This window comes from Micromonospora sp. NBC_00858 (assembly GCF_045207365.1).
Taxonomy (GTDB): Bacteria; Actinomycetota; Actinomycetes; order Mycobacteriales; family Micromonosporaceae; genus Micromonospora.
This window is the reverse complement of record NZ_CP108828.1, coordinates 4,005,219-4,031,899: the sequence shown is the minus strand read 5'-3', so window position 1 is coordinate 4,031,899 and position 26,681 is coordinate 4,005,219. Positions and strand designations below refer to the sequence as shown.

Below are 26,681 nucleotides of genomic sequence, written 5' to 3'. Positions count from 1 at the left end.
TCGCACCGGCCCGGGTGGGTCAGTTGCGGCGCACCTCGCCGACGCCGCGCAGGAAGGTACGCCAGGCCGACGGGCCGAAGGCGAGCACCGGGCCGGAGCGGTTCTTGCTGTCCCGGACGGCGACCTGACCGTCGGCTGTCGCGACCTCCACGCAGTTGCCGTTGCCACTGCTGCGCGTGCTGGTGCGCCAGTCCGCCCGGGTCAGGTCGATTGCCGTCATCCGCGATACCTCTCGTCTGCGTCGGCGTGCCGCAGAAGCGGTCACGCAAAGTTACGAGAAGCATGCTCGATACGGGTCAACGACGCCGCCGGATCGAGCGCCATCCGACACAGCTCCTCGTGCAGAAGGCTATACCCGAGCACTTGATCGGCATCCTCCAGCGCCAGTCCCATCGTGAGGTTATCCAGGTAAACCACGGACGCGTCGGCGGCCTCGGCGAAGTTGAGGATCACGTACGGTGTGCTCATCGCGGGGTGCCCGCCGGCCGCGAACGGCAGTACCTGGATTGTGACGTTGGGTAACTGCGCGATCCGGCTCATGTGGACCAACTGTTCGGCCATCACGGCGGCGCCGCCGACCGGGCGCAACAGCACCGCCTCGTTGACCACCGCCGACAACTGAACCGGGTTGTCGCGGCGCAGCACCTCCTGCCGGTGCAGCCGAGCCGCCACCTTGCGCTCCACGCCGTCCTCGCCGGCGGTGCGCCGGTAGATCTCCCGGGCGTACGCCTGGGTCTGCAACAGCCCGGGCACCGACTCGGCCTCGTACGTGCGTAGCGCCGCCGCCTCGGCCTCCAGCCCGACGTAGAACTCGAACCACTCGGGCAGTACGTCGCTGTAGTTCTGCCACCAGCCGCGCTGCTGTGCACCCCGGGCGATCTCGATCAGCGCCTCGGCGTCCGCCCCGGTCACCTCGTAGAGCGCGAGCGCCGCGCGGACGTCGCGCGGCTTGATGCCGATCTGCGCGGTTTCGATCCGGGAGAGGTTGCTCTTGGACATGTCGAGCTGGCGCGCGGCGACATCGAGAGTCATGCCCGCGCGTTCCCGGAGCTGGCGGAGCTCCCGAGCGATTCGTCGACGGCGCACGGTCGGGCTGGCGGCGGGTCGGATGGCGGGGGTGGGGGTCACCGTCCGAGTCTGTCACGACAAGATCCGCAGGTCGCACATGCACGGAGTGCAACTTTCAAATCTGGGAGTTGCATTGCAGTAGCTGTCGGTGCATCCTTTTCCGGTCGCGATCACTGTGGACACATCCGTGCGGGAGGACCGTTGCTCATCGCCGACGAGTTCTTCCTGATCGCTCACAACGACAGCCGTGGCAAGGCCAAACTGCATCCGGCCGCGACCGGGCTCGGGCTGGCCGGCGGGCTGCTCGGTGAGCTGATCCTGTATGGACACATCACCGTCTCGAGCGGACGGATCACCCTCGTCGACCGACGCCCACCAGCCGACGCGCTGGCGCACACCGTGCTCGACCAGATGATCGGCGAGTCCCAGCATCAGGCGGTCGGCACCTGGCTCAGCTTCCTGGCGCAGAGCGCGACGACCTCGGTGGGGGAGCGCCTGGCCCGGGCCGGTGTGCTGCGTCGCCAGGAGAGCCGCCGGCTGCTGCGCACCTCGGTCAGCTACCTGCCGATCGACCTCAACGCGGTGGCCTGGCCGGCCACCCGGCTGCGGGCACTGCTGGACCGTCCGGACCCGCCGAGCGTGCCGGACGCCCTGCTGCTCGGCCTGGTCGTGGCCGCCGGCCTGACCCGAGAGGTGCTCTGGAGCGCCGGACCTCGGGCCCACCACCGGTTGAACGTCCTCATCCCGGCGCTGCCGGCGCCCCTGAAGGAACTCGTCGGGTACACCGAGGCCGCCGTTGGCGCCGCGGTGCTGCGCGGCGCCCCCTGATTCCCCGGTAACCCCCTCCTCGACAACCGGAGTAGTGGTATGCCCCCGACATCGACAGTCCAGCGACCCAGCAACGTCTCCGAATCTCTTGCCCGAGGCCGCCTCGGCATCCCCTCGGTGATCTTCTTCGTGCTCTCCGCCGCCGCGCCGCTGACCGTGGTGGCGGGTGTCGTCACCACCGGCTACGGCGTGGTCGGCGTGACCGGCATCCCGCTGGCCTTCCTGGTGGTCGCCGCGGTGCTCGCCCTGTTCTCGGTGGGCTACGTGGCGATGTCCCGCCGGGTGGAGAACGCCGGCGCCTTCTACGCCTACGTCTCCCGTGGCCTGGGCCGACCGGCCGGCGTGGCCGCCGCCTGGGTGGCGCTGACCGCGTACAACGCGCTGCAGGTCGGGCTCTACGGCACCATCGGCGTAGCCGCCGAGCCGGTGCTCGACCGGATCTTCGGCGGGCACCCGCACTGGTCGATCGTCGCCCTGGTGGCGTGGGCACTGGTCGGCCTGCTCGGCCTGCTCCGGGTGGACATCAACGGCATGGTGCTGGCGGCGCTGCTGGTCGCCGAGATCGTGGTGATCCTGATCTTCGACCTGGGACAGCTCGGCAATCCGGCCGGCGGCGAGGTCAGCTTCGCCGCGTTCTCGCCGGACAACCTCTTCGTGCCCGGGGTCGGCGCGGTGCTGGTGCTGGCCATCCTCGGGTTCGTCGGCTTCGAGTCCGCGGTGGTCTTCAGCGAGGAGAGCAAGGATCCGAAGCGGACGGTGCCGGTGGCCACGTACCTCTCGGTGGGGATCATCGCCGTGCTGTACGCGCTCTCCGCCTGGACCATGACGGTCGCCGTCGGACCGGACCAGATCGTCGCCGCGGCTGGCGAGCAGAGCGTCGGGCTGATCTTCAACCTGGCCGGGGAGCACCTCGGCGACACCGCGGTCACCATCGGCCAGGCACTCTTCCTGACCTCGGTGCTGGCCGCGATGATCTCCTTCCACAACACCACGGCCCGCTACGCGTTCGCGCTCGGCCGGGAGCGGGTGCTGCCGGCGGTGTTCGGGCAGACCTCACCGCGCAGCGGCGCGCCGCGGGCCGCCTCGCTGGCGCAGAGCGTGTTCGGCCTGCTGGTCATCCTGCTGTACGCGGTCAACGGCTGGGATCCGGTGATCAAGCTGTTCTTCTGGGTCGGCACCACCGGTGGCTTCGGCGTGCTGCTGCTGATCGCCACCACCTCGGTGGCGGTGATCGCCTACTTCGTCCGGTCCGGCGGCGGCGAGACGCTGTGGCGGCGGCTCATCGCACCCGGCCTGGCCACCGTCGCGCTCGTCGTGATCATCTGGCTGGCCGTGTCGAACTTCGCCAACCTGCTCGGCGTGGCGCCGGACTCCCCGCTGCGCTGGGCGCTGCCCGCCGTCTACCCGGTGGCGGCCGCCCTGGGCGTCAACTGGGCGCTGGTGCTGCGCAAGAGGCGTCCGGACACGTATGCCCGGATCGGCCTGGGCGCGAGCGCCGCTGCCGCGGTGCCGCCGGTGGAGCAGCCGCCGGCACCGGCCGGCGCGGAGGTATCCCGGTGAGCGTGGCCATCGACCGGCTCGGGCCGGAGGACACCGCACTGGTGGCCGGCCGGATCGCCGAGGCGTTCACCGCCTTGGAGGTGACGCACTGGCTGGTGCCCGACGCGAGCAAGCGCGAGGCCGTGCTGGCGGGGAACTTCGAGATCCTGGTCGAGCACGCGATGCGGCACGGCCTCGTCCACGCCACCGCGGACCGGTCCGCGGTAGCCGTCTGGTTCCCGTCGGTCGGTGAGCCGGCGCCGCCGCCGACGGACTACGACGCCCGGCTCGCCGCCGCCTGCGGCGAGTGGACCGACCGGTTCCAGCATCTCGACGAGTTGTTCGCGGCCAATCACCCGCATCCTGACCACCACCACCTGGCCTTCCTGGCGACCCAGCCGGGCCGGCAGGGGCAGGGGCTGGGGACCGCGCTGCTGGCGCACCACCACGGTTGGCTGGACGAGAACGGGATGCCGGGTTACCTGGAGGCGAGCAGCGCTCGCAGCCGCGACCTGTACGCGCGGCACGGCTACCGGGCCGGCGAGCCGTTCCGGGTGCCCGACGGCACGCCGTTCTGGCCGATGTGGCGGGAGCCGGTCGGCCGCTGACGGGACCGGCCGGGTCGCTGCCCCCGAGGGGAGCGACCCGGCCGGACGCCGAGCGGACCCGTTGTCACGTTCGCGTGACAACCGGTGCCGACGGTTGAGGGCCGGGTCCGCCGACCCGGCCCTCAACCGCCGAACCGCCTAGTACGTGCCGTCGAGCTGGCCGTGCAGCTTGGTCAGAGCCCGGGTCAGCAGCCGGGAGACGTGCATCTGCGAGACGCCAATCTGGTCGGCGATCTGCGACTGGGTCAGGTTGCCGTAGAACCGCAGGGTGAGGATCTTCTGCTCCCGCTCGTCGAGCGTGGCCAGCGCTGGGCCGAGGGCGACCCGCAGCTCGGCCAGCTCGAACTGGGAGTCCTCGCCGCCGAGCATGTCGCCCAGCTCGGTGGCCCGTTCGCCGTCGCCGGTCGGGGTGGACAGCGACACCGCGTTGTACGCGCGGGCGCCCTCCAGGCCCTCCAGGACCTCTTCCTCGGTGAGCTTGAGGTGGGCGGCGATGTCGGCGACCGTCGGCGACCGGCCGAGGGTCTGCAGCAGCGAGCTGTTGGCGTCGGAGATGGCCAGCCGCAGCTCCTGGAGCCGGCGGGGCACCCGGATGTCCCAGGTGCGGTCGCGGAAGTGCCGCTTGAGCTCGCCGATGATGGTGGGGATGGCGTACCCGGCGAAGTCGACGCCGCGGGACGGGTCGAACTTGTCGATCGCCTTGATCAGGCCGATCGCGGCGGTCTGCGCCAGGTCGTCGGTCGGCTCGCCCCGCCCGCTGTAGCGGTGGGCGAGGTGGTTGGCCAGCGGCAGCCAGGCCTCGATGGCCCGGTCCCGCAGCGCGGGGCGCGACGGGTGGTTGGCGGGCAGTGCGGCCATGGCGTTGAGCAGGTCGGCGGCGCTGTCGGTGAGCGCCCGCGGGTCCAGCTTCGTGGTGCTCCGGGCCGTGGTTGTCGGCTGCTCGCTGATCGTTGGCGCGGTCATGGGTGGTCCTCCCTGCACCTCGTCCGCGGATAAAAGACGTGACGCTTTGGTTTAGCTTCGTATGGGCCGTTCGGGACTCACCTTAACCTGATCGTCTCCCCGAAATCTAGCCGAAAGGCTGATGTACTTAAGGTGTTTTCAGTGACGAAGGGAGCAAATAGGGCGGATCTCCGGATGTCTGTGAGGATCCTTACCTGGTAGGTGGCGCCCCCGGTCGTCCCACCCGAGCCGGCCGATCGGCCACCCCGATCGCCTGAGCGGTCAACAGGAAATCCGACATCAGGGCCGATGTGTCGACTATCCGTCCTTGTCCCGCTGGCGGGACCGGCCGTAGCGTTGCCCGTACAGACCCGGTTCGGAGGCACCGTGCTCGATCCAGCCGCTCCCCAGCTCGTCGTGAACAGTCGCACGCTCTACTTCAGCTGGCTGCCGGCGGATCCGGACGCGGTCGCCGCCCTGGTCCCGCCCGGGCTGCGCCCCCGCCCGGACCGGCAGGTCTTCCTCAACCAGTACGTCGTCGACGACGAGACGCAGACCTCCGGCTTCGGCGCCTACTCGCTGACCTACCTCGGTGTCTCGCTGGTCGGTGTGGACGCCCCCGGCGGGCTCAGCCCGGGCGGCTGGTGGACCCACTACGTGGCCTCCAGCCGGCTGGTCCGGGAGTACGCCGCCGCCCGCGGCGCCCCGACGGTCGCCGGACGGACGCGTATCGAGGTGGGCGGTGAGGACCTGCTCTCCGAGACCGAGGTCGACGGAGCGCCGCTCATCCGGGCCCGATGTCGGGTGGGGGAGACCGGCCACGTGATCAGCAGCGGCCACCACCGCTACTTCACCCGCCGCGACGGGCAACTGCTCAGCTCGGTCTACCCGTTCGTGGCGGAGCCGGTCGCGCCGTTCGAGATCGAGTCGGTGGAGTTCCTGCAGCCCGGGCACCCGATGTACGCGCTCCGCCCCGCCAACCCGCTGACCATCGGCTTCGGCTACTACTCGCCGCGCTCCTCGTTCGCCTACCCGGGCGGGCTGACCGTGCACGGCGCCGCCGTCCTACCCGAGCCGACCCGGCAGGTTCACCAGGTGCCGGCCAACCTGGCCCGCAGCGGCCTGCCGTCCGGGTCGTAGACCAGCCGGTACAGCGGCAACGCCCACAGGCGCGTGTACCAGGGCAGCCACTCGGGGCGGTGCGGGCGCAGCCGGCCGGGCGGACGGTCGCCCACCTGGCCGTCGTCGTACCACTGTTGCAGCGCGTCGGCGGCGGCCGTGACGGTCGCGACGGCGTCTGCCGGGTCGAGCAGGTCGGCGTCGTCCGCGCCGGCCGGGTCGCGGTCCAGGTGCTCGCGCCAGAGCCGCAGCCGCAACTCCCGGGCGAAGGCCCGTGCCCCGTCGCCCTGCCCGGCGGGATCGGTGGGCTCCCGCGGGTCACGGGTGTCGTCGAGCACCGCACAGGACAACTCGCTGTCGTGCGTCCAGGAACGGCGGTTGAAGTTGTCGCTGCCCACACTGGCCCAGACATCGTCGACCACGCAGACCTTCGCGTGCACGTAGACCGGGTCACCGGCGTGGTTCTCCACGTCGAACACGTGCACCCGCTCCGGCGCGGCCCGCTCGCACAGCGACAGCGCCTGCTCGCGGCCGACCATGTTCGGTGGCAGCGCGAGCCTGCCGTCCACATCCGGGTGCCGGGGCACCACGGCGATCAGGTGCAGCTCCGGATTGTCCCGCAGGGCGTGTGCGAACAGGTCCGCCACCTCGGTCGACCAGAGGTACTGGTCCTCCAGGTAGATGAGGCGGCGCGCGCGGTGTACCGCCTTGGTGTAGCCCCGGGCAACGGTCCGCTCGCCGTCCGGTGCGAAGGAGTAGCGCGGCCGGACGGCGGGGTAGGTGCGCAGCACCTGGATCTGGTGCGGCCCGCAGGGCGGCGGCTCGGCCGGCTGCTCGGGCAGCGGGTCGGGGCGCAGGTCGGCGCCGCGTAGCCGGTCCCGCAGGTAGGCCATCGGGTTCTCCGAGTCCAGCGGCATCGGGTCGGTCCAGCGCTCCCGGAACACCGTGTCCAGTGCGTCGACCACCGGGCCACGCACCGCGAGCTGCACGTCGTGCCAGGGCGGGTTCGGGCCGTACCGGGGAGACATCTGCACCGGCTGCGGGTCGCCGCGGTGCGCGGCGTCATCACGGCGGCTGTGGCACAGGTCGATCCCGCCAGCGAACGCGATGTCCCGCTCCGGGGCGCCCGGGTGCCGCAGCACCACCAGCTTCTGGTGGTGCGAGCCGCCGCGCCGGACCCGCTGGTCGAGCAGCACCTCGCCGCCGGCCGCGGAGATCGTCTCGCTGAGGTCGCGGTTCTCCGCCTCGCTGTAGGACAGCGCGTCGAGGTGTGAGCGCCAGATCAGCCCCTTCACCACCACCCCGCGCTGGGCGGCCTGGGCGAAGAGTTGGGCCACGGTCGGGCCGTCCGGGCGCAGCCGCTGGTCCGGGTCACCCCGCCAGTCGGTGAAGAACAGGTGGTCGCCCTCGGTGAGTGCTTCCACCTCGTCGACCAGCCGGTCGAAGTACGCCGCACCGTGAATCAACGGCTCGGCGAGGTTTCCCGTGGTCCAGACGGGTAAATCAGAGACCGGGTTGGCGCGTTCCTGCGCGGTGAGGAACCAGTCCTGCAATGGCAACGTCCAGCCCTCCCCGAGGTCGACAACGTCCTCACGGTAGGACCCCGGCCGTGCAACCGCACGCCAGGTCGACGGACCAGTCGACCTGACCGCCGCCATGTTCGACGCGCGACAACCGAGGAGGCCACACCATGCCCCGCGAGACGACGAACCCCGTGACCGAGTACCGCGAACCGGCGGTGGAGAGCGAACGGGGGGCGCTGGTAGCGGTGTTGGTGATGGTGATTCTGGGTGTCGCTGGGATTTTTGCGGTCTCCTGAGGTGGCGCCGGGCCCCGGGTTGAAGCGGGGGCGCCGGCGCCGATCTCAGAGGTCGACCGTGGTCAGGGCCGAGCGCCCTGACCACCGGTGTGCGGCAGCCGCTCAGTGGGAATCACGCCGAGCCGGCCGGCCTGGAAGTCCTCGAACGCCTGGATCAGCTCGTCCCGGGTGTTCATCACGAACGGGCCGTACTGTGCCACCGGCTCCCGGATCGGCTGACCACCCATGATGTAGAGGTCCAGCGCCGGGGTGTTGCTGTCCTGCGTGGTGTCCGCGCTGAAGCGCAGCGCGTCGCCCGGACCGTGCACCGCGAGCTGGCCGGTACGCACCGGCCGTCGGTCGGTGCCGACGGTGCCGCGCCCGCCGAGGACGTACACCAGGGCGTTGAACTCCGGCTGCCAGGGCAGGTCGACCTGCGCCCCCGGCTGCACGGTCACGTGGGTGATGGTGATCGGGGTGAAGGTGGAACCCGGGCCGCGGTGCCCGGCCACCTCACCGGCGATGACCCGGATCAGCGCGCCGCCGTCCGGCGTGGTGAGCAGCGCCGACTCCCGCCCCCGGATGTCCTGGTAACGGGGCGGGTTCATCTTGGCGGAGCGGGGCAGGTTGACCCAGAGCTGGGTGCCGTGGAAGAGCCCACCGCTCATCACCAGGTGCTCCGGCGGGGCCTCGATGTGCAGCAGGCCGCTGCCGGCCGTCATCCACTGGGTGTCCCCGTCGGTGATGGTGCCGCCGCCACCCTGCGAGTCCTGGTGGTCGAAGACGCCGTCGATGATGTACGTGACGGTCTCGAAGCCGCGGTGCGGGTGCCACGGGGTGCCCTTGGGCTCGCCCGGCGCGTAGTCCACCTCACCCATCTGGTCGAGGTGGATGAACGGGTCGAGGTCGCTGGTCGGCACCCCGGCGAAGGCCCGGCGGACCGGGAAGCCCTCACCCTCGAAGCCGCTGGGCGCGGTGGTCACCTTGCGGACCGGGCGGATCTTGGTGGACTCGTCGAGCTGGGGCAGGCGCGGCAGGACGAGAACGTTGTCAACGGTGATCGCGGGCATCGAAGGCTCCTAGTTCGTGGCGTGGGTGGTCGAGGTCGCCCGGGCCGCCCGTAGGCGGGCGCCGAGCCGGTCGAAGACCCGGGTGAGGCAGGCGACCTCGGCGTCGTCGAGGTCGTCCATCAGGTGGGTACGCACCGACGCCAGATGGTGGGGTGCGGCTTCCCGCAGGGCGAGCAGCCCGGCGGCGGTGAGCACCGCCTCGCTGCCCCGTCGGTCGTCCGGGCAGGACTCCTTGCTGACCAGGCCGCGGCGTTGCATCGAGGAGATCTGGTACGTCAGTCGGCTGGGCGAGAAGACCAGTCGGCCAGCCAGCTCGCCCATCCGCAGCCGCTGCCCCGGCGCCTCGGAGAGCAGGACCAGCACGTGGTAGTCGGCGAAGCTGAGGTCGCTGTCGGCGCGCAGGTCCTCTTCCAGCTGGGTGTAGAGGCGCTGGCTGGCCTCGATGTAGGCGCGCCAGGCGGCCGATCGGGCACTGTCCAGGTTCTCGGTCACGTCCATGACGATAGCACTCTTTAAAAATTTAACTAGTGCCTTGAATAGTCGTGTGGGTCACGTCCTGGCGGTCTATCGGAGCGGTTCGTGCAGCTTTGAAGGAAGCCGGCGGGAATCCCGCGGCGGAGCCGCGCCGCGATGTGCCAGACTCCGGCGTCGTGGAACACGTGGAACTCACCGCCGCCGACCTGTTGCTACGTCCCTGGCGGGAGACGGACGCCCCGGCGGTACGCGACGCCCTACGCGACCCGGCCATCGCCCAGTGGAACCCGCACGGTGGCGGACCGATCGACGACGAGAGCGCCCTGCTCTGGGTGCGCCGCCGGGCCGACTGGTCCGCCGGCGACCACGCCTCGATGGCGGTGACCGCCGCGGCCGGTGGCGTGCTGCTGGGCTCGGTGTCGCTGCACCACATCCACCACGGCGACGCGTCCATCGGGTACTGGACGGTGCCGGCGGCGCGCGGGCGCGGGGTGGCGGTACGCGCTGTCGTCCGGCTCACCGACTGGGCATTCACCGAGGTCGGACTGCACCGGGTGGAGCTGTGCCACGCGGTGGCCAACGCGGCCTCCTGCCGGGTCGCCGACCGGGCCGGCTATCCCGCCGAGGGGACCCTACGCGAGTCGTACCGGTACGGCGATGGCCGCCGCCACGACGAGCACCTGCACGCCCGGCTGGCCACCGACCGCTGAGCGACTCGCGGGCCGGCCGTCACTCGACCACCTTGCGCAGGAAGGCGGCGAGGGTGGTCGTCGTTCGCTCGATCTTCTCGTCCAGGGTGATGGTCTCGTGCAGGCGTCGCCCGCCGGCCTTCTTCCCGCGCACGTAGAGCGAGCAGGCCAGGTCGGAGCAGATGTAGACGCCCACGGAGTTGCCCTGGCGCCCGTCCCGCCCGGCCTTGCGGGCCGTCATCAGCGAGACGCCGTCGCCGGTGTGGGTGGTCAGGCACAGCGAGCACATGCTGCGCCGGACACGGGTGGTCTGCGCGGCCACCCGCAACGCCACCCCGACCAGCCCGCTGTCGGACTCGGCGACCAGGTAGGCCCGCTGGGCCGCGGCGGGATCCCGCCACCCGAGGAAGTCAAGATCGTGCCAGGGGCGCAGGGCGAGATCGTTCGGTACGGCCAGCCGCTTCGTCTCGCCCTGGGTGCAGTTGACGAAAGACGAGCGGATGGCGGGCTCGGTTATCGCTAGCATAGGTAGTAGCCTAGCCATCCTAGGCAAACGATTAAGTCGACTAGGTTTGGGGTGTGCTGCATGGCACGTGCGGGGGTGACCGCCGAACGCCTGACCCTGGCCGCGGCGGAGTTGGCCGACGAGGCGGGCATGGAGAACGTGACCGTCGCGGCGCTCGCCCGCCACTTCGGCGTCAAGGACGCGAGCCTGTACTTCCACATCAGGAACGGACAGGACCTGCGGGTCAGGGTGGCGCTGCTGGCGCTCGCGGAGCTCGCCGACCGGGTCGGCGCCGCGCTGGCCGGTCGCGCGGGCAAGGACGCGCTGGTGGCCTTCGCCAACGCCTACCGGGGCTACGCGAAGCAGCACCCGGGTCGGTACGCCGCGATGCAGATCGACCTCGACCCGGAGACGGCGGCCGCGAGCGCCGGCGTCCGGCACGCGGAGATGACGCGGGCGATCCTGCGCGGCTACCGGCTGCCCGAGCCCGACCAGACCGACGCGGTACGGATGATGCACAGCACGTTCCACGGCTTCGTGAGCCTGGAGAGGACCGGCGGTTTCCGCCACACGCCGCGTACGACGGACGACTCGTGGTCCCGCACCCTGGACGCCCTCGACGCCGTCCTCAGCAACTGGCCGCCCGCCCAGAGCGCCGATCCGGAGACCGCTCGGTGACGGACGGCAACCGCCTAGGCTCGACGTGTGGATGATCTGGAGTTGGCCGACTGGCGGGAGCGGGTAGCCCGGCTGTACCTGTCCGACGTCGACCTGACCGGCTTCCGCGCCGGCCGCGACAACCTCTTCGCCACCCACCCGCAGAGCCCGATCCCACCTGCGGAGCGGCCCGGCTTCACCGGGGTGCGCTACTTCCCGGCCAACCCCGAAGCCGTGGTGGAGGCGCCGCTGCGGCCGGCCAGCGGTGAGCTGCGGGTGGACACCGGCGGCCCGGACGGGGTCGTCGCGTACCGGCGGGTGGCGGTGGCCGAGACGCCCTGGGGGCCGCTGACCCTGTGGTGGATCGAGGCGTACGGGGGAGGGCTGTTCGTGCCGCTGCGCGACGGCACCTGCGGGCAGGAGACCTACGGCGGTGGCCGGTACCTCACCGACACGGTGAAGGGCACCTTCGGCCGGGGCGTCGAGCTGCTGCCCGGCGACCGGGTGCGGCTCGACGCCAACTACCTCTACAACCCGAGCTGCGCGTACGACGAGCGCTGGGCCTGCCCGCTCGCCCCGCCGGAGAACCGGGTCGACGTGCCCCTGCGGGCCGGCGAGCTGGCGTACCACGGCTGACGGCCGCCCCGGCGTGCTGCCGGGACGGCCGGTCGACCGGTGGCTCAGCCGGCTTTCGTGGCCGAGCTTGGCATGTTCAGCCGGCCCAGCAACTGCCGTGCCTGGTCGGCGAGCTGCGCGTCGACGGTCACCGCGTACTGGCCGGCGCGTAGCGAGCTGGCCGAGGTGAAGTCCCGCTGCCCGCCGGTCATCGCGTGCGCGACCGCGCCGAACACGGCACCCCAGATCGCGCCGATGACCAGCCCGACGAGAATCACCGCCAGCCAGTTTCCGACGGTGAAGATGCCGAACAACAGGCCGATGAAGAGCCCGAACCAGGCACCGGTGCCGGCCCCGAGCAGGGCGGCGCGTCCGGTGGTCATCCGGCCGAGCACCGTCTCCACCAGCGTGAGGTTGGTGCCGACGATGGCAGTGTTCTCCACCGGGAAGCGGTTGTCGGCGAGATAGTCGACCACGCGCTGGGCGGACGGATAGTCCGGGTATGAGCCGATAGTCACCGTGGGCGGGCCGGTCTCCGGCCCGTGCCCGTCACCGGCCGGCGCCGACAGACGGCCTGCCGGCCCGGACGGGAGCAGGTCGCCCCGGTTGGCGGACCGCCAGGCGGCGGCCGGCCCTGAAGCTGACGTCATGAGCATCCTCCCTCGTCAACCCTCCGGGTTCCCGCCTGCGCAGCCCGATAACGCCAGCTACCGCCGTTGATGCCGTCGCACCTGGCAGGAATGCGCCCGGACGCCCCGGGTAGGTAGCCAGGTGCAGAGCGGACAGATCAGCGACCACGGCTTCCTCGCCGACGGCCGCAGCGCGGCGCTGGTGGACCGCTCCGGATCGGTGAACTGGTGGTGCCCGGGCCGGTTCGACGCGCCGTCGGTGTTCGGACGGCTGCTCGACGACGGCGCCGGGCACTGGTCGATCCGACCGGAGGGCGACTACACCGTCGACCGCTGCTACCTCGACGACACCCTGGTGCTGCGGACCGTCTTCCGTACCGGGCAGGGGGAGGTGGCGCTGACCGACGCGCTCGCCTTCGAGCCCGGCGCCCGGGGCCACGACATCGGGCTGCGCTCGCCGCAGGTGCTGGTCCGCAGCGTGCAGAGCCTCTCCGGCGAGGTCCCGATGCGGATGCACTACCGGCCCCGCTTCGAGTACGGGCGGACCACCGCGTTCCTCATCGAGCGGGACGGCACGCTGGAGGCCACCGCCGGGGCCGCCCGGCTCACCCTGCGCGGCACCATGCGGCTCGACTGTGGCGAGGGCGAGGCCACCACGACGTTCACCGCCCGCGCCGGCTCGGTGCACAACTTCACCCTCGGGTACGCCCCGACCTACGACGCCCCGCCGCCGGAGGTGCCGGACGCCGATCGGACGATCGCCGACACCGTCGCCGGGTGGCGGTCCTGGACCCGAGAGCACCCCTACCAGGGGTGTTACCCAGAGCAGGTGCGGCGCAGCGCGCTGGTGGTGCAGGGCATGACGTACCGGCCGAGCGGGGCGGTGGTGGCCGCGGCGACCACCTCGCTGCCGGAGAAGCTGGGCGGAACCCGGAACTACGACTACCGCTACGTCTGGGTGCGCGACTTCAGCCTCACCCTGCGGGCGCTGTGGCGGTCAGCCTGCTTCGACGAGGTGCAGCGGCAGTTCTCCTGGGTGAGTCGGGCGATGGGCCGGATCGGCGAGGAGCCGGTGCCGATCATGTACGGGGTGCAGGGGGAGCGGGACCTCACCGAGCACCGCCTGGACCAGCTCGCCGGTTACCGCCACAGCCCGCCGGTGCTGATCGGCAACGACGCGTGGCGGCAACGGCAGACCGACATCTTCGGCGAGGCGCTGGACGCCGCCTGGCTGATGCGCGACAAGTTGGAACCGATGGAGCCGGAGGTGCAGCACGTGCTGCGGGTGCTCGCCGACCAGGCCGTGCTGGACTGGCGACGGCCGGACGCGGGCATGTGGGAGGAGCGCGGGATCGAACACCACCACGTCTCCTCGAAGGTGCAGTGCTGGGTCGCGCTGGACCGGGCGGTCCGCTTCGGCGAACGGCTCGGCGGGCCGCAGGACGTGGCACGCTGGGCGGCCGCCCGCGACGAGGTGCGCACAACGGTGCTGGAACGGGGGTGGAACGACCGGCTCGGGGCGTACACCGGAAGTTTCGATTCCGACGACCTGGACGCCTCGGTGCTGGTGATGCCGCTGGTGGGGTTCCTGCCGGCGGACGACTCGCGGATGCGTTCGACGGTCCGCGCGGTGGAGCGGCGGCTGTCCCACGACGGCCTGCTGCGGCGCTGGGACGGCGATCCGGCGGGCTTCGTCATCTGCTCGTTCTGGCTGGTGGGTTGTCTGGCGCTTGGCGGCGAGCGGGACCGCGCGCACGAGCTGTTCGGCACGTTGGCCGGTCGGGTCAACGACCTCGGCCTGTTCGCCGAGCAGATCGACCCGCTGACCGGGGAGCAGTTGGGCAACTTCCCCCAGGCGTTCTCGCACATCGGCCTGATCAACGCCGCGGGTCAGCTCACCGACGTCGAGCAGGACCCGGCGCTACGCCATCGCGGCATGGCTCCGCCGCATTTCACCCCGATGAAGCACTGAGACCGGGGGTCAAGGCCCTCGGGTGGACGGCCGAGGCCCGGGGGAGAATGCTCGGATGCGGCTGGTGCTCACGGCGGACACCCACCTACCGAAGCGCGCCCGGGACCTGCCCGGGTCGCTCTGGGCGGCGATCGAGGCGGCGGACGTGGTGGTGCACGCCGGTGACTGGGTGGACGAGTCGCTGCTCGACGAGATGCTCGCGCGCTCGCGCCGGCTGATCGGCGTGTACGGCAACAACGACGGCCCGGCGTTGCGCGCCCGGCTGCCGGAGGTGGCGCGGGCGGACCTCGATGGCCTGCGGATGGCCGTGGTGCACGAGACCGGCCCGCGGACCGGTCGCGAGCAGCGGTGCGCGGCCCGTTTCCCCGACGTCGATCTGCTCGTCTTCGGTCACTCGCACATCCCCTGGGACACCGAGGCCCCCGGTGGTCTCCGCCTGCTCAACCCCGGCTCACCCACCGACCGCCGCTCCCAGCCCCATGCCACCTTTCAAACCGCGGAAATCCACGCCACCGGCCTGACCAAGGTCACCCTGCACAGCCTCCCCCGCCGCTGACCCGCGACCCCTCCACCGCCGGTTCATGCCCGCCGGCTGCCCCCACCGGCACCTACGATCACCGGATGAGCGTGGACCGGTCGGGCGTGGTGGTGGTCGGCGCGGGCATCGCCGGGGTGGCCTGCGCGGTGGAGTTGGCCGCGGCCGGAGTGCCGGTGCAGGTCCGGGAGCGGGGGCACGTCTGCGGCGGCCGGATGGCCAGCAAACGCTTCGAGGGCCGTCCCGCCGACATCGGCGCCGCGTACTTCACCGCCGACGACCCGGACTTCGCCGCCGTGGTCGAGCGGTGGCGTGCTGCCGGCCTGGTCCGCGAATGGACCGACACCTTCCAGGCGTACGACCGGGACGGGCGCCACGACGTGCCCGGACCGATGCGCTTCGCCGCGCCGCGCGGGCTGCGGTCGCTGGTCGAACACCTGGCCGGCACGGTGCCGGTGACCGTCGACCGGTTGGTGCTCACCGTGGAGCCCGGGCCTGTCGTGGACGGCCACCCGTGCGCGGCGGTCGCCCTGGCCATGCCGGGCCCGCAGGCCGCCCTGCTGCTCGACCCGGACCTGGCCGACGCCACCCGGGCCGTCCAGGCGCAGCGGTGGTCGCCGTCGCTGGCCGCGGTGCTGCGCTTCCCGAGCCGACGCTGGCCGGACTTCCGCGGCGCGTTCGTCAACGACCACCCGGTGCTCAAGCTGGTCTGCGACGACGGCGACCGGCGGGGCGACGGGGGGCCGGTGCTGGTCGCGCACACCGTGACGGAGTTCGCCGCCGGACACCTGGCCCAGCCCACCGGGGCCGGTCCGGCGATCGAGCAGGCGGTCCGGGACCTGTTGGGACTACCCGAGGCGGCCGCCGACGTGCACGTGCACCGCTGGACGTACGCGCAGCCGACCGCCGGTGCCGACGGCAACACGCACCACCTGGACGCCGACGGAATCGGCCTGGCCGGCGACGCGTTCGGCAAGCCCCGGGTGCAGAGTGCCTGGCGCTCCGGCCGGGACCTCGGTCGCGCCCTGGCAGTTCGCCTCGCCTGACCGCAGGTCCCGGCCGGCGGGGCTGGCGTTCAGGCGTGCCCGGCGGCGACGGGCTGGGTGGAGGTGTCCCGTTCGGTCGGGTCGGAGGTCCGCTCGCCCTCGCGGTCCAGCAACTGCATGACCGGGGTCGCCGCGATGCCGTGCACCACCACGGACACGAGCACCACCAGCCCGACGGTGGCCCAGAGCAGCTCCGCCTGCGGGAAGTCGGCCTTCGTGGTGGCGTACGCGAGGTAGTAGAACGACCCCACCCCGCGGATGCCGAACAACGAGATCACCCAGTGCTCGGCCGGTCGGCCCGGTGCGCCCCGCAGCGACAACCAGCCGACCAATGGCCGTACCAGGAACACCAGCGCCAGCCCAACGGCCGCCGCCGGCCAGGTCAGCGGGCCGAGCAGGCCGCCCACGATCGCGCCACCGAGCAGCAGCAGGAGCACCAGGGTGAGCAGCCGCTCGATCTGCTCGGCGAAGTCGTGCAGCACGGAGTGGAACTCGTGGGTCCGCTCGGCGGCCCGGATCGCGCGGGCGGCCACGAAGACCGCCAGGAAGCCGTACCCGCCGACCACCTCCACCAGCCCGTACGCCAGGAACGTGGCGGCCAGCGCCAGGAAGCCCTCGGCGTGCCGGGCCAGCCGCAGCTGGCTGGGCGCCCGGAAGAACAGCTTGCCGAGCAGCCAGCCGATGAGCAGCCCGCCACCGACCCCGACACCCACCTTCCAGAGCACGTCGACGGTCAACCAGTCGGCCAGCCAGTCGCTCGGGGCGAGGCTGGTCGAGGCGATCGCGATGGCCGCGTAGACGAAGGGGAACGCCAACCCGTCGTTGAGGCCGGCCTCGGAGGTCAACGCGAAGCGGACCTCGTCCTCGGAATCCTCCACGTCGGTCGGTTCGCCGACCTGCACGTCGGCGGCGAGCACCGGATCGGTCGGTGCCAGCGCGGCGCCCAGCAGCAGCGCGGCGGCCGGCACCAACCCCGCCCACCACCAGCCGAGCAGCGCCACCGCCGCGATGCACAACGGCATCGCGATGACCAGCAACCGCCAGGTGGACGACCACCGAGCCCAGCTCAACGGTCGGTCGATCTTGAGCCCGGCGCCCATCAGGGCGACGATCACCCCGATCTCGGTCAGGTGGGTGGTCAGCACCGGATGGGCCAGCGGATCCGGGGTCGGCAGCCCCACCGGCAGGACGAAGACCAGCATGCCGAGGGCGAGGAACGCGATCGGCATGGACAGCGGTCGTTGCTCCAGCACCCGGGGCAGGATGCCTGCGAGCAGGGCGCCCACGCCCACCAGCGCGAAAGCAACGTCTACCGGCTCCACCGTGCCACCCTCCGACCGCGCCCACGAGTTGCGGGCAGGTGGTGACACACCATGCCCCGGAGGCCGTACGTGTAAGCCTTCTCAGCGACCGGAACCGGTGTGAGCCTCAGCGCGGCCGGATGACGGGCGAATCGCCCAGTGTGGCCAGCAGCGCGGCCGGGTCGTCGTACACCGCCACCGCGCCGGCACCGGCCAGCTCACCCCGGCTGGTCCCGCCGCAGGTGAGCCCGACGCACGGGATGTCCAGCTTGCCGGCCGCCGCGACGTCCCAGACCGAGTCGCCGACGAAGACCACCCGCTCGGCGGCCAGCCCGGACTGGTCCAGCGCGGCGACCAGGATGTCCGGGGCCGGCTTGCTCTGCCGGGCGTCCGCCGACGAGGTGACCGTGTCGATCACGTCGTCGGCGGCCAACGCCCGGCGCAGCGCGCCGACCTCGTGTTCCGAGGCAGAGGTGGCGAGCACCACCCGCAGCCCTCGCTCGGCGCATGCGCGCAGCAGGTCCGCCGACCCGGGCAGCGGCGTGAGCCGCTCCCAGTACTCGGCGTACAGGGTGTCGTGCGCGTCGCGCAGCTTCCCGTCGGCGTCGCGGTCCCGCTCCGGGCCGAGCAGGTGGTCCAGGAGCTTGTCCGAACCCATCCCGATCGAGCGGTGCACCGTCGCCATCGGCACCGGCTGGTCGGTCTGGCGGAGCGCCTCCCACCAGCTCACGGTGTGCAGGAAGGTGGTATCGACCAGGGTGCCGTCGACGTCGAAGAGGACCCCGGCGGGTCGGCCGGTGCGCATGGGCGTCCTCCTACCCGCTCAGTGCCCGGCTGATCCATCCAGGCCCCGGGCGCGCCCAGCCGGTTTCAGAGGCCCTCGGCCGGCGGGACGAGGATCTCGAACCAGACCGTGGAGCCGCGGACCGTCGGGTCGGTGCCCCAGGCGTCGCTGAGCTCCTCGATCAGGCCGAGCCCGCGCCCGCGACTGCTCAACGTGTCGGTCCGGGTCCGGGTCACGGTGCCCCGGGTGCCGGAATCGGCGACCGAGACCAGCAGCCGCTCAGGACTGAGGTCGACCGCCACCCGGGCGGCGGTGCCGGCGTGCAGCAGCGCGTTGGTGGTCAACTCGCTGGTGCACAGCACTGCCGCGCCGATCACCGACTCGGGCACCTGCCACTCGGCGAGCTGGCCGGTCATCCAGTGCCGGACCCGGCTGGGCGCGGTCGGTTCCGCCGGCACCTCGATGCTCGCCGACCGGCTCGGTTTGATCGCGTGCTCGACCGCCAACACCGCCACGTCGTCCTCGGTTCCGCCCGACACCGCGGCGGTGGCCACCGCGCAGAGCGCGCGAGGGTCGCCGCTGCCGGCCTTGGCGATCGCGTCAACGAGGGCGTCCAGGCCGGCGGTGAGGCTCTGCCGACGGCGCTCCACCACCCCGTCACTGAACAGCAGCAGGGTGTCGCCGGGGCGGAACGCGACGGTGGTGGTGGCCGGCCGGCCACCCAGCCCCAGAGGGGGACCGGTCGGCACGTCCACGTACTCGGCGTGGGAGCGGCCGTCCGGGTCGCAGCAGCGGATCAGCGGCGCCGGGTGGCCGGCGCTGGCCAGGGTCAGTTCCTGCCGCTCCGCGTCGACCACCCCGAACACCACGGTGACGAACAGTTCGTGCGTGCCGGCCTCCGCGCCCAGGCTGGTCACCAGCCGGTCCAGCCCGGTCAGCACCGCGTCCGGGGCCGGGTCGGCCAGGGCCAGCGCGCGCAGCGCCGCACGAACCTGACCCATCCGCGCCGCGGCCTGGACGTCGTGCCCGGCCACGTCGCCCAGCACGACGCCGAGCCCACCGGTGGGCAGCAGGAAAGCGTCGTAGAAGTCCCCGCCGGCCGCGTTGCCGTCCACCCCCGGGTCGTAGCGGGCCGCGATCCGCAGCCGGGGAAGGGCCGGCAGGTGTTCCGGCAGCATGCTGCGTTGCAGCAGCTGTGCGGTGCCGTGCTGAGTCTCGAACCGGCGGGCCCGTTCGGCCGCCTGGCCGATCAGCTCGGCCGAGGCGGCCAGCAGTGCCCGCTCGGCGGCCGACCAGGTGTGCGGCACCCCGTAGCCGACCGCCAGCCCGCCGCGGACCACCGAGGTGCCCAGTGGCAGCGCGGCCATCGCGCGGATCTTCTGATCGTGGCGGTCCACCGCGGTCTCCAGCAGCGGGTGCCCGTCGTGGGTGAACGACGACGCGCCGGAGCGGGCCGCCTGCACCACCGGAGCCGACCAGTCCACCGGGGTACGTCGCCAGAGCGGCGGCAGCCGCTCGTCGGCCTCGTCCATCAGCTCGCCGCGTACCCGGCGCACCATCCGCCAACCGCCGCCGCCCTCGTCGACGGCGAACGCGACCGAGTCGGCGTCGAACGTGGTGATCGCGTACCGCAGCGCCACCCGGGCCACGTCATCGAGGGTGAGGGTGCCGGCGAGCGCGGCGGCGACCTCGCTGAGGCTCTGCAACTGCTCGGTGACGTGGGTGGTCTCGGCGGCGACCGTCAGCATCCCGACGATCTGCCCGGTGCTGTCGTGCACCGGTGAGTAGCTCCGGGTGAAGACCGCCTGTTCGGTCACGCCGGAGCGGCCCCGGCCCATGGGGAGCGTGGCCTCCTTCTCCAGGAACGGCACGCCCTGCCGGTAGGCGCGCTCGATCACCTCACCGACACCGGGCAGCGCCCAGATCTCGGCGTGCACCTCGGCGGACGGGCGGCCGAGGGCGGTCGGGTGCTTGCTGCCCAGCAGTTCGGCGTAGCCGTCGTTGTAGAGCAGGACGAGGTCGTCGCCGTACGCCAGCGCCATCGGCATCGGCGAGGCGAGGACCAGCTCGACCACGGCCCGGATCGCCGGGTCCCACCGCTCGGGCGGGCCGAGCGAGGTGCCGGCCCAGTCGTGGGCGAGTACGGCGGCAGCAGCGCTGTGCCCGGTGGATGCGCCCGGGACCGGAGTTGCTGGCGTGGGGACTCGCCCGACCGTTCCTGGCATGTCCGCAGCCTAGCCGGCTGTCCGGCGACCGCATCCGATCATGGCCGTGGGTCGTGGCGTGCCCGGTGGCGGTGTCTGTTCGGGCAGTTCAGGGTCGCTGTCCGGCGACTTGTCGGAAAAAACGCGGCGAGCTGCGCGGACTGCCGCACCGGTGGCCGGGTATGCGCCCGGCGGAGTCCATGCGACAGGAGGGACATCATGCTGAAAACCCTCGCGGTCGGGCAGGCCGACATCGGTGACGCCATCGCCGACACCTGGCGGTCGGTGCTGCTCTTCATCCCGAAGGCCGTCGCCTTCATCGTGATCCTTGTGATCGGCTGGCTCATCGCCAGAGCGGTCCTGAAAATCGTGGACGCGGCCCTGGAACGGGTGAACTTCGACCGGGCGGTCGAACGCGGCGGCATCAAACGAGCGCTGGAGAGGACCAAGTACGACGCCAGTGACATTCTGGCCAGGCTGGCCTACTACGCGGTACTGCTGTTCACGCTGCAGTTCGCGTTCGGGGTCTGGGGACCCAACGCGATCAGTGACCTGATCGCCGGCGTCGTGGCCTGGCTGCCGCGCGCTTTCGTGGCGATCATCGTGGTGGTGGTGGCGGCTGCGATCGCGAGCGCCGTCCGCGATCTGGTCACCGGCGCGCTGGGCGGGCTCTCGTACGGCAAGGTCCTGGCCGATCTGACGGCGATCTTCATCATCGCGCTCGGCGTGATCGCCGCGCTGAACCAGGTGGGTATCGCCACCACCGTGACCACGCCGGTGCTGATCGCGGTGCTCGCCACGGTGGCCGGCATCCTGATCGTCGGTGTCGGTGGTGGCCTGGTGAAGCCCATGCAGAGGCGCTGGGACGGCTGGCTGGACCGCGCTGCCGAGGAGGCTCGGGCGGTGCAGCAGCAGCGTCAGGCCACGACGGCCGGGCGCGGCGACGTGGAGCGGCAGATGGCCGATCGTGGGGGCGACCGCACCCAGGCCATGCCGCGGGTCGACGAGCAGTCGACGATGGCTGGTGGGCGCGGCACGTACCAGTCCGGTGCGGCCGACGAGACCCAGCAGTACCGCCCGTAGCGGGACGGCACGGCCGGTGGGGGAGGGTGTCCGCGTGTCGCGCGGGCGCCCTCTCCGCGTGTCAGGCCCGGTCGAGCGAGCGGGCCAGCGCGCAGACCGCGAGCAGCCGGGTGAGCAGCCACTCCGGCTCACTCCAGTCCACCGGGCCGCTCGGCAGCGTCCACCCGTGCTCCAGTGCGGCCGTGCGGACCCCCTCGGCGTAGCCGGCGAGGGCCGCGGCGGTCAGCGGGCGGCGGTCCCCGTCGAGGCTGTCCCGCACGGCGGCCGCGTGCTGGTCGACCAGGGCCAGCAGCCCGGGCCGCGCGGCGGCGGCGGCGAGCCCGACGGTGCCCACGGAGACGGTGAGGGCGGCCAGGCTGGACCGCGCCGAGTCGACGGCGGAACGGGCGGCGACCCGGGTGAACGGCACACGCATGGTGACCGAGGCTAACCGACCGGTCACCGGGTCGACCTCGGCCGCTCGGCGGGTGTCGGGTACGCCACTGGCCGATTCGGGCTGGCCGTGGGGGTTGATCCGGCACAGACGGGGCAGCAGGAGAACCACCCGCACACGACGGCACAGGGCACGGAGGTACGGATGGGACAGCAGGCGGACCGGCCGGACGAGCAGCACCGCCGGCCGGCCGGGGTGAGCGACGAGACCGTCGCCGCGCTCGGCAAGCTCAGCGAGGCGCTGGAGTGCGTGGAGCGGGCCCGTGGGCACCTCTACTCACTGCACCAGCTGATCGGGCACGCCGACCTGATGCTCGACGACGCGGTGGAGCTGTTCCGCGCCGCCGGGCACCCACAGATCGCCGACCGGATCGACACCGAGCTGCTGGGCCGCAACGTCATCGCCGGTCGGTGGACGTTCCAGATCGTCGAGGACTTCGACGACGGCTACCACGCGCTGTTCCAGGAGTTGGACCAGCGGGCCCGTGACGAGCTGGTGGGCGGGCGGCGGCACCTCTACGAGGCGGAGATGAAGGAGCGCCGCCGTAGCCCGGGCCGGCCGGGGCATGAGGCCCGACCGGGCACCGAGGGCTAGGGCTAGTCGCCGGTCGCGTCGGCCGGGCGCCGCCGCGCGGCGTCGTCGGCGATGATCACGGTGGCCACCATGAGCGCGACGCAGAGGCTGAACAGCCACGACTCGTCGGCGACGAGCCAGGCGGACACGGGCGCCTGGAGCGCGGCGAGCATGAAGCCGAGCCAGGCGAGCCGGCGCTGACGCGGGGAGAGGATTCCGGAGCCCTGATGCATCCCGAAATTCTTACGCGCATCGGCTGGATTGCCGTCCTCCGATCGGCCGATTCTGGATGAGCTGTCCGTTTTCTCGACCGTCCGGACATCACTTCTTCTCGCGACGAGCGGTCGTCCGGAGGTGGCGCTAGGGTGCGGCTGCGGCAGGATGGGGTCCCGTGTCCACCGCGCCCGCGCCACCCCGCGCCTCGTTGCTCCTGCTGGCCTACCTCGCCTTCGTCAGTCTCGGCCTGCCCGACGGGCTGCTCGGCGTCGGCTGGCCCTCGATCCGGGCCGACTTCGGCGTACCGACCGAGGCGGTCGGGCTGTTGCTCACCGCGGGCACCGTCGGCTACCTCACCTCCAGCGTGCTGGCCGGGTTCACGCTGGCCCGCGTCGGCGTGGGCGCGTTGCTCGCCGGCAGCACCCTGCTGGCCAGCCTGGCGCTGACCGGGTACTCCCTGAGCCCCGGGCTGGCCGTGCTGGCGGGCTGCGCGCTGGTGCTCGGGCTGGGCTCTGGCGCGATCGATTCCGGGCTCAACGCGTACGCCGCCGGGGCCTTCGGCCCGCGACACATGAACTGGATGCACGCCTTCTTCGGCCTGGGCGTGGCGATCGGCCCGCTGATCATGACTGCGGCGTTGAGCGCGGGGCTGTCCTGGCGGTGGGGGTACGGCATCGTGGCCGCCGCCCAGATCGCCCTCGCCACCGCGTTCGCGCTCACCCTGCGGGCCTGGCGGCGCGGCATCCCGGGCCCCGCCGAGTCGGTCGGGACATCACCCGCTTCGTCCGCCCCGCCGGCGGTCCGGGTCCCGATCCTGGCGACTCTGCGGCTGCCGGCGGTCTGGTCGGGGGCGCTGGCCTTCGCGCTGTACGTGGCCATCGAGGTGGCCGCCGGGCTGTGGGCGTTCCTGCTGCTGACCGACGGGCGCGGGCTGAGCGCCGTGGTGGCCGGCGGCTGCGTCTCCGCGTACTGGGGCAGCCTCTTCGTCGGTCGGGTGGTGCAGGGCGTGGTGGCCGAGCGGCTGGGGGCCACGTTGGTGCTGCGCGCCAGCCTGGCCGGGATGGCCGTCGGCGCGGCGCTGATCGCCGTACCCGGGCCGGCCGCGCTGGCCGTGCTCGGTCTGGTCGTGGTCGGATTCGCCGCCGCGCCGGTGTTCCCGCTGCTCACCCTGACCACCGGCGACCGGGTCGGCGCGGCGCACGCGGACCGGGCCATCGGGCTCCAGATCGGCGCCGCCGGTGTCGGTGCCGCGCTGGTGCCGGCCGGGCTTGGCATGCTGATCGGCAACACGTCTGTGCAGGTGCTCGGCTCGGCCCTGTTGGTGCTCGCGCTGGCGCTGATCGCGCTGTACGAGCTGGGCGCCCACCGGTCCGCCGGCCGGCGCGGCCCGGAACAGCCCGGACCCGATGGGCCCGCGCCCGTCGAGCCCGGGCCGGATCAGCCCGGGACGCCCGTTCGGTCCGGGACCGGTCAGGTCGGCGGGGACGGTCAGACGTCCGGTCCGGTACGGCCGGTGGTCGACGGGCGGTAGGCGCGCTCCGGGTCGGTGGGCTCCCGGCCGGCGCCCTCGGCCTGCCCGCCGCGGTCCGCCGCCGCCGGTCCATGCCCGAACGCGGCCTCCTCGCCGGCGTCGTTGCCGGTCACGTCGTCGGCCTGCCCGTCGAGGCTGGAGCCCGACACGGCGCGTTCCAACTCCTCCAGCGGAAGTCGTTCCTCGTCCCGCCACACCCTGTTGTCGTCGGTCATGCCTACAGCGGTACCCGGGCGCGATGATCGCAAACGGTCACCGCCCGGCCGGGGCCGGCCCGAGACACGGCGATGGCCGCCGGGGACTCCGGCGGCCATCGCGGATCGGTGCTCAGGATCAGGGCTGCGGCCGGTCCACCGTGCCGCGCCAGGCGCCGGTCTCCTGACCGCGCCGCTCGATGAAGGTCTTGAACCGCTCCAGGTCACCCTTGGCACGCCGGTCCACGATGCCGAGCTTGTCACCGGCCTGCTCGATCACCCCGTGCGGCTCGAACTCGAGCTGGAGGGTGATCCGCGTCTTGTCCTGGTCCAGCCGGTGGAAGGTCACCACGCCCGCCTGCTCGGTGCCGCCGGTGGAGCGCCAGGCGACCCGCTCGTCGGGGAGCTGCTCGGTGATCTCGGCGTCGAACTCGCGCTTCACCCCGGCGATGTCCACCGTCCAGTGGGTCATCGTCTCGGAGAGCTGCCGGACCTCCCGGACGCCCTCCATGAACTCGGGGAACTCCTCGAACTGCGTCCACTGGTCGTACGCGGTGCGCACGGGCACGGAAACATCGACATGTTCGGTCACGCCACTCATCAGGAAACCTCCTTCAGTCGCCGGTTGTCGTCCGGATCGGGGGACGATCCGGTCACCAGCGGGTTGTCTCGTTCTTGTTGCCGAGCGCGGCCCACACCTCGGAGATCGTCTGGTACCGGGTGCCCTCGGGCAGCCGTTCCAGCGCCGCCACGATGTCGTCCGGCGCATCGTTGTCCCGCGCGTTGGCGACCAGCGCCGCGCGGTCGCCGGGCAGGGCGCTCATCGTGATGAACCGTCCGAGCCGACTGCGCTGCTCGACGTCCTGCGAGCTCATGCCGTTGGGCGCGCCGGTGCGCAGATCACCGGCCGGGGCGGTGGTCGTCTCCGGCTGGTCCTCGCCGGCCGGCTCCGGCACCCGCGACTCGTCGACGCGAGAGCCACCGGTCCCCGGCCCCTGTACGAGGCCGCTGACCTCCTGGCTCATCTGATCGTCGATCCTCGGTCCGTGCTTGCTGTTGCCACGCTCCATGCCTTCTCCGCTACCCGGCACCCCGCCAGGTAAACCGGCACCGGGTCACGAACCGGCCCTCGGACCGGCCCAGGAACGGACACCCGGCCCCGAACCGGTGGTCAGGAGTCCGCCGGCTGGCGGGGAGGGAGCACCGGCTCCTCCGGGTCGGGGTCGCCGGCCTGCAACTGCCGGCCACGCTGCACCTCGGCGTTGATCTGCACCCCCAGCATCAGCGCCGAGTTGGACAGGTAGAGCCAGACCAGGAACGCGATGATCGCCCCGAGGCTGCCGTAGGTGGCGTCGTACGAGCCGAAGTTGGCCACGTACAGGCCGAAGCCGAAGGAGGCCACCGCCCAGGCGACCAGCGCCACCGCGCCACCCGGCGTGAGCCAGCGGAACCGGGGCTGCTGAACGTTCGGCGCGATCCAGAACAGCAGTGACAGCAACACCATCATGATCAGCGCGAGCACCGGCCACTTGGCCACGCTCCACACCGTGCGGGCCAGCCCGCCCGCGTTGATCAGGTCGCCGACCGCGTCGGTCACCGGACCGCTGACGATCAGCCCGAGGGCGACGACCGCCAGCAGCACCAGCGAGACGGCGGCCAGGCCGATCTGCAACGGGCGCAGCTTCCACACCGGCCGCCCCTCCTGCACCCCGTAGACGGCGTTGGAGGCCCGGGTGAACGCGCCGATGAAGCCCGACGCCGACCAGAGCGCGCCGAGCAGACCGAAGCTGAGCAGCGCCTTCGCCGAGCTCTCCTGGACCACCACCGCCCGGATGACCTCGACCATGCTGTCGTCGGCCACCACCGACCCGGCGCCCATCTGGGTGGCCAACTCGACCACCGTGTCCACGGTCTGCTCGCCGTTGGAGACCAGGCCGACCAGCGCGACCACCATGATGGTGGACGGAAAGAGCGCCAGCACCCCGTAGTAGGTCAGCGCGGCGGCCCAGTCCGAGCAGTTGTCGGTGACGAAGTTGCGGACGCTGCGGACCAGCACCCCACGCCAGGTCCGCCAGTTGAGCTGCCGCATCCGTCGGGGCAGCGGCGTGCCCTGTGCACCGCCGAGTGCCGTACCGGGCTCCATGGTCGTCATGCCCGCTCCCTGTGCCCCAGCCGTCGGATGACCGGTCATCCGGTCGGGCCTGGCCCGGCCGGTACCCACACCGGGAAATCGACAAACGCGGCGCCCGCCGCGCAGGGTTTGCCGCC

General features: G+C 72.2%; 31 protein-coding genes. 14 read left to right on the top strand and 17 right to left on the bottom strand.

The annotated features are described in order from the left end of the window. Positions 1 to 19: 19 nt before the first annotated feature. Both OG990_RS18825 and OG990_RS18820 read right to left on the bottom strand, forming a co-directional pair. The gene (locus tag OG990_RS18825; protein ID WP_406076458.1) at positions 20 to 220 is read right to left on the bottom strand and encodes a DUF397 domain-containing protein; all 201 of its coding nucleotides are present in this window, start codon (positions 218 to 220) and stop codon (positions 20 to 22) included. A 41-nt stretch (positions 221 to 261) separates the two neighbouring features. Continuing rightward, the gene (locus OG990_RS18820) at positions 262 to 1,086 is read right to left on the bottom strand and encodes a helix-turn-helix domain-containing protein (protein WP_406081817.1); all 825 of its coding nucleotides are present in this window, start codon (positions 1,084 to 1,086) and stop codon (positions 262 to 264) included. Between the two features lie 183 nt (positions 1,087 to 1,269). Here OG990_RS18820 and OG990_RS18815 point away from each other — a divergent pair, with 183 nt between their 5' ends. Genes OG990_RS18815 through OG990_RS18805 form a run of 3 tightly spaced genes read left to right on the top strand, consistent with a single transcriptional unit; the run spans position 1,270 to position 4,043 of the window. Then, a complete protein-coding gene (locus OG990_RS18815) occupies positions 1,270 to 1,896 on the top strand; it encodes a GPP34 family phosphoprotein (protein ID WP_386991940.1) in 627 nt (208 codons plus the stop codon). A gap of 39 nt (positions 1,897 to 1,935) precedes the next feature. Then, the gene (locus OG990_RS18810) at positions 1,936 to 3,456 is read left to right on the top strand and encodes an APC family permease (protein ID WP_386991938.1); all 1,521 of its coding nucleotides are present in this window, start codon (positions 1,936 to 1,938) and stop codon (positions 3,454 to 3,456) included. Further along, on the top strand, positions 3,453 to 4,043 hold the full coding sequence (locus tag OG990_RS18805) for a GNAT family N-acetyltransferase (protein ID WP_355609943.1): 591 nt from the start codon (positions 3,453 to 3,455) through the stop codon (positions 4,041 to 4,043). Before OG990_RS18810 ends, OG990_RS18805 begins: the two co-directional genes overlap by 4 nt. A 138-nt stretch (positions 4,044 to 4,181) precedes the next feature. Here the strand turns inward: OG990_RS18805 and OG990_RS18800 are convergent, their stop codons facing one another. Beyond that, on the bottom strand, positions 4,182 to 5,006 hold the full coding sequence (locus OG990_RS18800) for a SigB/SigF/SigG family RNA polymerase sigma factor (RefSeq protein WP_406076456.1): 825 nt from the start codon (positions 5,004 to 5,006) through the stop codon (positions 4,182 to 4,184). A 366-nt stretch (positions 5,007 to 5,372) separates the two neighbouring features. On the opposite strand from OG990_RS18800, the gene OG990_RS18795 reads away from it, so the two are divergent. Next, positions 5,373 to 6,125, top strand: a complete 753-nt coding sequence (locus OG990_RS18795; protein WP_328425808.1) for a hypothetical protein — start codon at positions 5,373 to 5,375, stop codon at positions 6,123 to 6,125. Here OG990_RS18795 and OG990_RS18790 read toward each other — a convergent pair. After that, entirely contained in the window at positions 6,074 to 7,663 is a 1,590-nt protein-coding gene (locus tag OG990_RS18790; protein WP_406076454.1) for a phospholipase D family protein, read from the bottom strand. The genes OG990_RS18795 and OG990_RS18790 overlap by 52 nt on opposite strands. Before the next feature lie 131 nt (positions 7,664 to 7,794). On the opposite strand from OG990_RS18790, the gene OG990_RS18785 reads away from it, so the two are divergent. Continuing rightward, a complete protein-coding gene (locus OG990_RS18785) occupies positions 7,795 to 7,923 on the top strand; it encodes a hypothetical protein (RefSeq protein ID WP_255421212.1) in 129 nt (42 codons plus the stop codon). A gap of 62 nt (positions 7,924 to 7,985) precedes the next feature. Here the strand turns inward: OG990_RS18785 and OG990_RS18780 are convergent, their stop codons facing one another. Both OG990_RS18780 and OG990_RS18775 read right to left on the bottom strand, forming a co-directional pair. Further along, the gene (locus tag OG990_RS18780; protein WP_328425815.1) at positions 7,986 to 8,972 is read right to left on the bottom strand and encodes a pirin family protein; all 987 of its coding nucleotides are present in this window, start codon (positions 8,970 to 8,972) and stop codon (positions 7,986 to 7,988) included. 9 nt (positions 8,973 to 8,981) lie between these two features. Continuing rightward, the gene (locus tag OG990_RS18775; RefSeq protein WP_406076452.1) at positions 8,982 to 9,464 is read right to left on the bottom strand and encodes a MarR family winged helix-turn-helix transcriptional regulator; all 483 of its coding nucleotides are present in this window, start codon (positions 9,462 to 9,464) and stop codon (positions 8,982 to 8,984) included. 158 nt (positions 9,465 to 9,622) lie between these two features. On the opposite strand from OG990_RS18775, the gene OG990_RS18770 reads away from it, so the two are divergent. Further along, positions 9,623 to 10,156: a GNAT family N-acetyltransferase gene (locus tag OG990_RS18770; RefSeq protein ID WP_386991928.1), complete on the top strand. Its 534-nt coding sequence runs from the start codon at positions 9,623 to 9,625 to the stop codon at positions 10,154 to 10,156. A gap of 19 nt (positions 10,157 to 10,175) precedes the next feature. Here the strand turns inward: OG990_RS18770 and OG990_RS18765 are convergent, their stop codons facing one another. Beyond that, positions 10,176 to 10,661 (bottom strand): FBP domain-containing protein, encoded by a 486-nt coding sequence (locus OG990_RS18765; RefSeq protein ID WP_406076450.1) that lies wholly within the window; start codon positions 10,659 to 10,661, stop codon positions 10,176 to 10,178. A 60-nt stretch (positions 10,662 to 10,721) separates the two neighbouring features. On the opposite strand from OG990_RS18765, the gene OG990_RS18760 reads away from it, so the two are divergent. Both OG990_RS18760 and OG990_RS18755 read left to right on the top strand, forming a co-directional pair. Then, positions 10,722 to 11,318, top strand: coding sequence for a TetR/AcrR family transcriptional regulator (locus tag OG990_RS18760; RefSeq protein ID WP_386991925.1), 597 nt, complete (start codon positions 10,722 to 10,724; stop codon positions 11,316 to 11,318). 27 nt (positions 11,319 to 11,345) lie between these two features. Then, positions 11,346 to 11,933 (top strand): DUF1684 domain-containing protein, encoded by a 588-nt coding sequence (locus OG990_RS18755; protein ID WP_328425825.1) that lies wholly within the window; start codon positions 11,346 to 11,348, stop codon positions 11,931 to 11,933. A 44-nt stretch (positions 11,934 to 11,977) separates the two neighbouring features. Here OG990_RS18755 and OG990_RS18750 read toward each other — a convergent pair whose 3' ends face one another. Beyond that, positions 11,978 to 12,562 carry a general stress protein gene (locus tag OG990_RS18750; RefSeq protein WP_386991923.1) on the bottom strand — a complete coding sequence of 195 codons (585 nt, stop codon included), beginning with the start codon at positions 12,560 to 12,562 and terminating at the stop codon, positions 11,978 to 11,980. Between the two features lie 121 nt (positions 12,563 to 12,683). Between OG990_RS18750 and OG990_RS18745 the strand changes: the two genes are divergently transcribed. From OG990_RS18745 to OG990_RS18735, 3 genes are all read left to right on the top strand, one after another. Beyond that, complete coding sequence (locus tag OG990_RS18745; RefSeq protein WP_406076448.1) at positions 12,684 to 14,513, top strand: glycoside hydrolase family 15 protein; 1,830 nt, start codon at positions 12,684 to 12,686, stop codon at positions 14,511 to 14,513. A 55-nt stretch (positions 14,514 to 14,568) separates the two neighbouring features. After that, complete coding sequence (locus tag OG990_RS18740) at positions 14,569 to 15,069, top strand: metallophosphoesterase family protein (RefSeq protein WP_406076446.1); 501 nt, start codon at positions 14,569 to 14,571, stop codon at positions 15,067 to 15,069. A gap of 86 nt (positions 15,070 to 15,155) precedes the next feature. Next, positions 15,156 to 16,094, top strand: coding sequence for an NAD(P)/FAD-dependent oxidoreductase (locus OG990_RS18735; RefSeq protein ID WP_406081816.1), 939 nt, complete (start codon positions 15,156 to 15,158; stop codon positions 16,092 to 16,094). A gap of 29 nt (positions 16,095 to 16,123) precedes the next feature. Here OG990_RS18735 and OG990_RS18730 read toward each other — a convergent pair whose 3' ends face one another. The 3 genes from OG990_RS18730 to OG990_RS18720 all read right to left on the bottom strand — a co-directional run bounded on the left by OG990_RS18730 (position 16,124) and on the right by OG990_RS18720 (position 20,404). Then, positions 16,124 to 17,416: a cation:proton antiporter gene (locus OG990_RS18730; protein ID WP_406076445.1), complete on the bottom strand. Its 1,293-nt coding sequence runs from the start codon at positions 17,414 to 17,416 to the stop codon at positions 16,124 to 16,126. Between the two features lie 106 nt (positions 17,417 to 17,522). Next, on the bottom strand, positions 17,523 to 18,200 hold the full coding sequence (locus OG990_RS18725) for an HAD family hydrolase (RefSeq protein WP_406076443.1): 678 nt from the start codon (positions 18,198 to 18,200) through the stop codon (positions 17,523 to 17,525). Positions 18,201 to 18,265: 65 nt separating this feature from the next. Further along, a complete protein-coding gene (locus tag OG990_RS18720) occupies positions 18,266 to 20,404 on the bottom strand; it encodes a SpoIIE family protein phosphatase (RefSeq protein ID WP_406076442.1) in 2,139 nt (712 codons plus the stop codon). 198 nt (positions 20,405 to 20,602) lie between these two features. Here OG990_RS18720 and OG990_RS18715 point away from each other — a divergent pair, with 198 nt between their 5' ends. After that, entirely contained in the window at positions 20,603 to 21,466 is an 864-nt protein-coding gene (locus OG990_RS18715) for a mechanosensitive ion channel family protein (protein ID WP_328425836.1), read from the top strand. Positions 21,467 to 21,527: 61 nt separating this feature from the next. Here the strand turns inward: OG990_RS18715 and OG990_RS18710 are convergent, their stop codons facing one another. After that, positions 21,528 to 21,881: a DUF6401 family natural product biosynthesis protein gene (locus tag OG990_RS18710; RefSeq protein ID WP_328425837.1), complete on the bottom strand. Its 354-nt coding sequence runs from the start codon at positions 21,879 to 21,881 to the stop codon at positions 21,528 to 21,530. Between the two features lie 162 nt (positions 21,882 to 22,043). Between OG990_RS18710 and OG990_RS18705 the strand changes: the two genes are divergently transcribed. Then, positions 22,044 to 22,493 carry a hypothetical protein gene (locus OG990_RS18705; RefSeq protein ID WP_355609972.1) on the top strand — a complete coding sequence of 150 codons (450 nt, stop codon included), beginning with the start codon at positions 22,044 to 22,046 and terminating at the stop codon, positions 22,491 to 22,493. A 2-nt stretch (positions 22,494 to 22,495) separates the two neighbouring features. On the opposite strand, the gene OG990_RS18700 is transcribed toward OG990_RS18705, so the two are convergent. Then, the gene (locus tag OG990_RS18700; protein ID WP_328425841.1) at positions 22,496 to 22,705 is read right to left on the bottom strand and encodes a hypothetical protein; all 210 of its coding nucleotides are present in this window, start codon (positions 22,703 to 22,705) and stop codon (positions 22,496 to 22,498) included. Positions 22,706 to 22,863: 158 nt separating this feature from the next. On the opposite strand from OG990_RS18700, the gene OG990_RS18695 reads away from it, so the two are divergent. Next, on the top strand, positions 22,864 to 24,219 hold the full coding sequence (locus OG990_RS18695) for an MFS transporter (protein ID WP_406076439.1): 1,356 nt from the start codon (positions 22,864 to 22,866) through the stop codon (positions 24,217 to 24,219). Here OG990_RS18695 and OG990_RS18690 read toward each other — a convergent pair. The 4 genes from OG990_RS18690 to OG990_RS18675 all read right to left on the bottom strand — a co-directional run bounded on the left by OG990_RS18690 (position 24,177) and on the right by OG990_RS18675 (position 26,565). Further along, positions 24,177 to 24,434, bottom strand: a complete 258-nt coding sequence (locus tag OG990_RS18690) for a hypothetical protein (protein WP_328425845.1) — start codon at positions 24,432 to 24,434, stop codon at positions 24,177 to 24,179. The genes OG990_RS18695 and OG990_RS18690 overlap by 43 nt on opposite strands. Positions 24,435 to 24,552: 118 nt before the next feature. Continuing rightward, positions 24,553 to 25,014: an SRPBCC family protein gene (locus tag OG990_RS18685; RefSeq protein ID WP_355609976.1), complete on the bottom strand. Its 462-nt coding sequence runs from the start codon at positions 25,012 to 25,014 to the stop codon at positions 24,553 to 24,555. Between the two features lie 52 nt (positions 25,015 to 25,066). Then, positions 25,067 to 25,483 carry a DUF2795 domain-containing protein gene (locus tag OG990_RS18680; RefSeq protein WP_328425849.1) on the bottom strand — a complete coding sequence of 139 codons (417 nt, stop codon included), beginning with the start codon at positions 25,481 to 25,483 and terminating at the stop codon, positions 25,067 to 25,069. 101 nt (positions 25,484 to 25,584) lie between these two features. Continuing rightward, on the bottom strand, positions 25,585 to 26,565 hold the full coding sequence (locus OG990_RS18675; RefSeq protein ID WP_355609978.1) for a YihY/virulence factor BrkB family protein: 981 nt from the start codon (positions 26,563 to 26,565) through the stop codon (positions 25,585 to 25,587). Between the last annotated feature and the right edge of the window lie 116 nt (positions 26,566 to 26,681).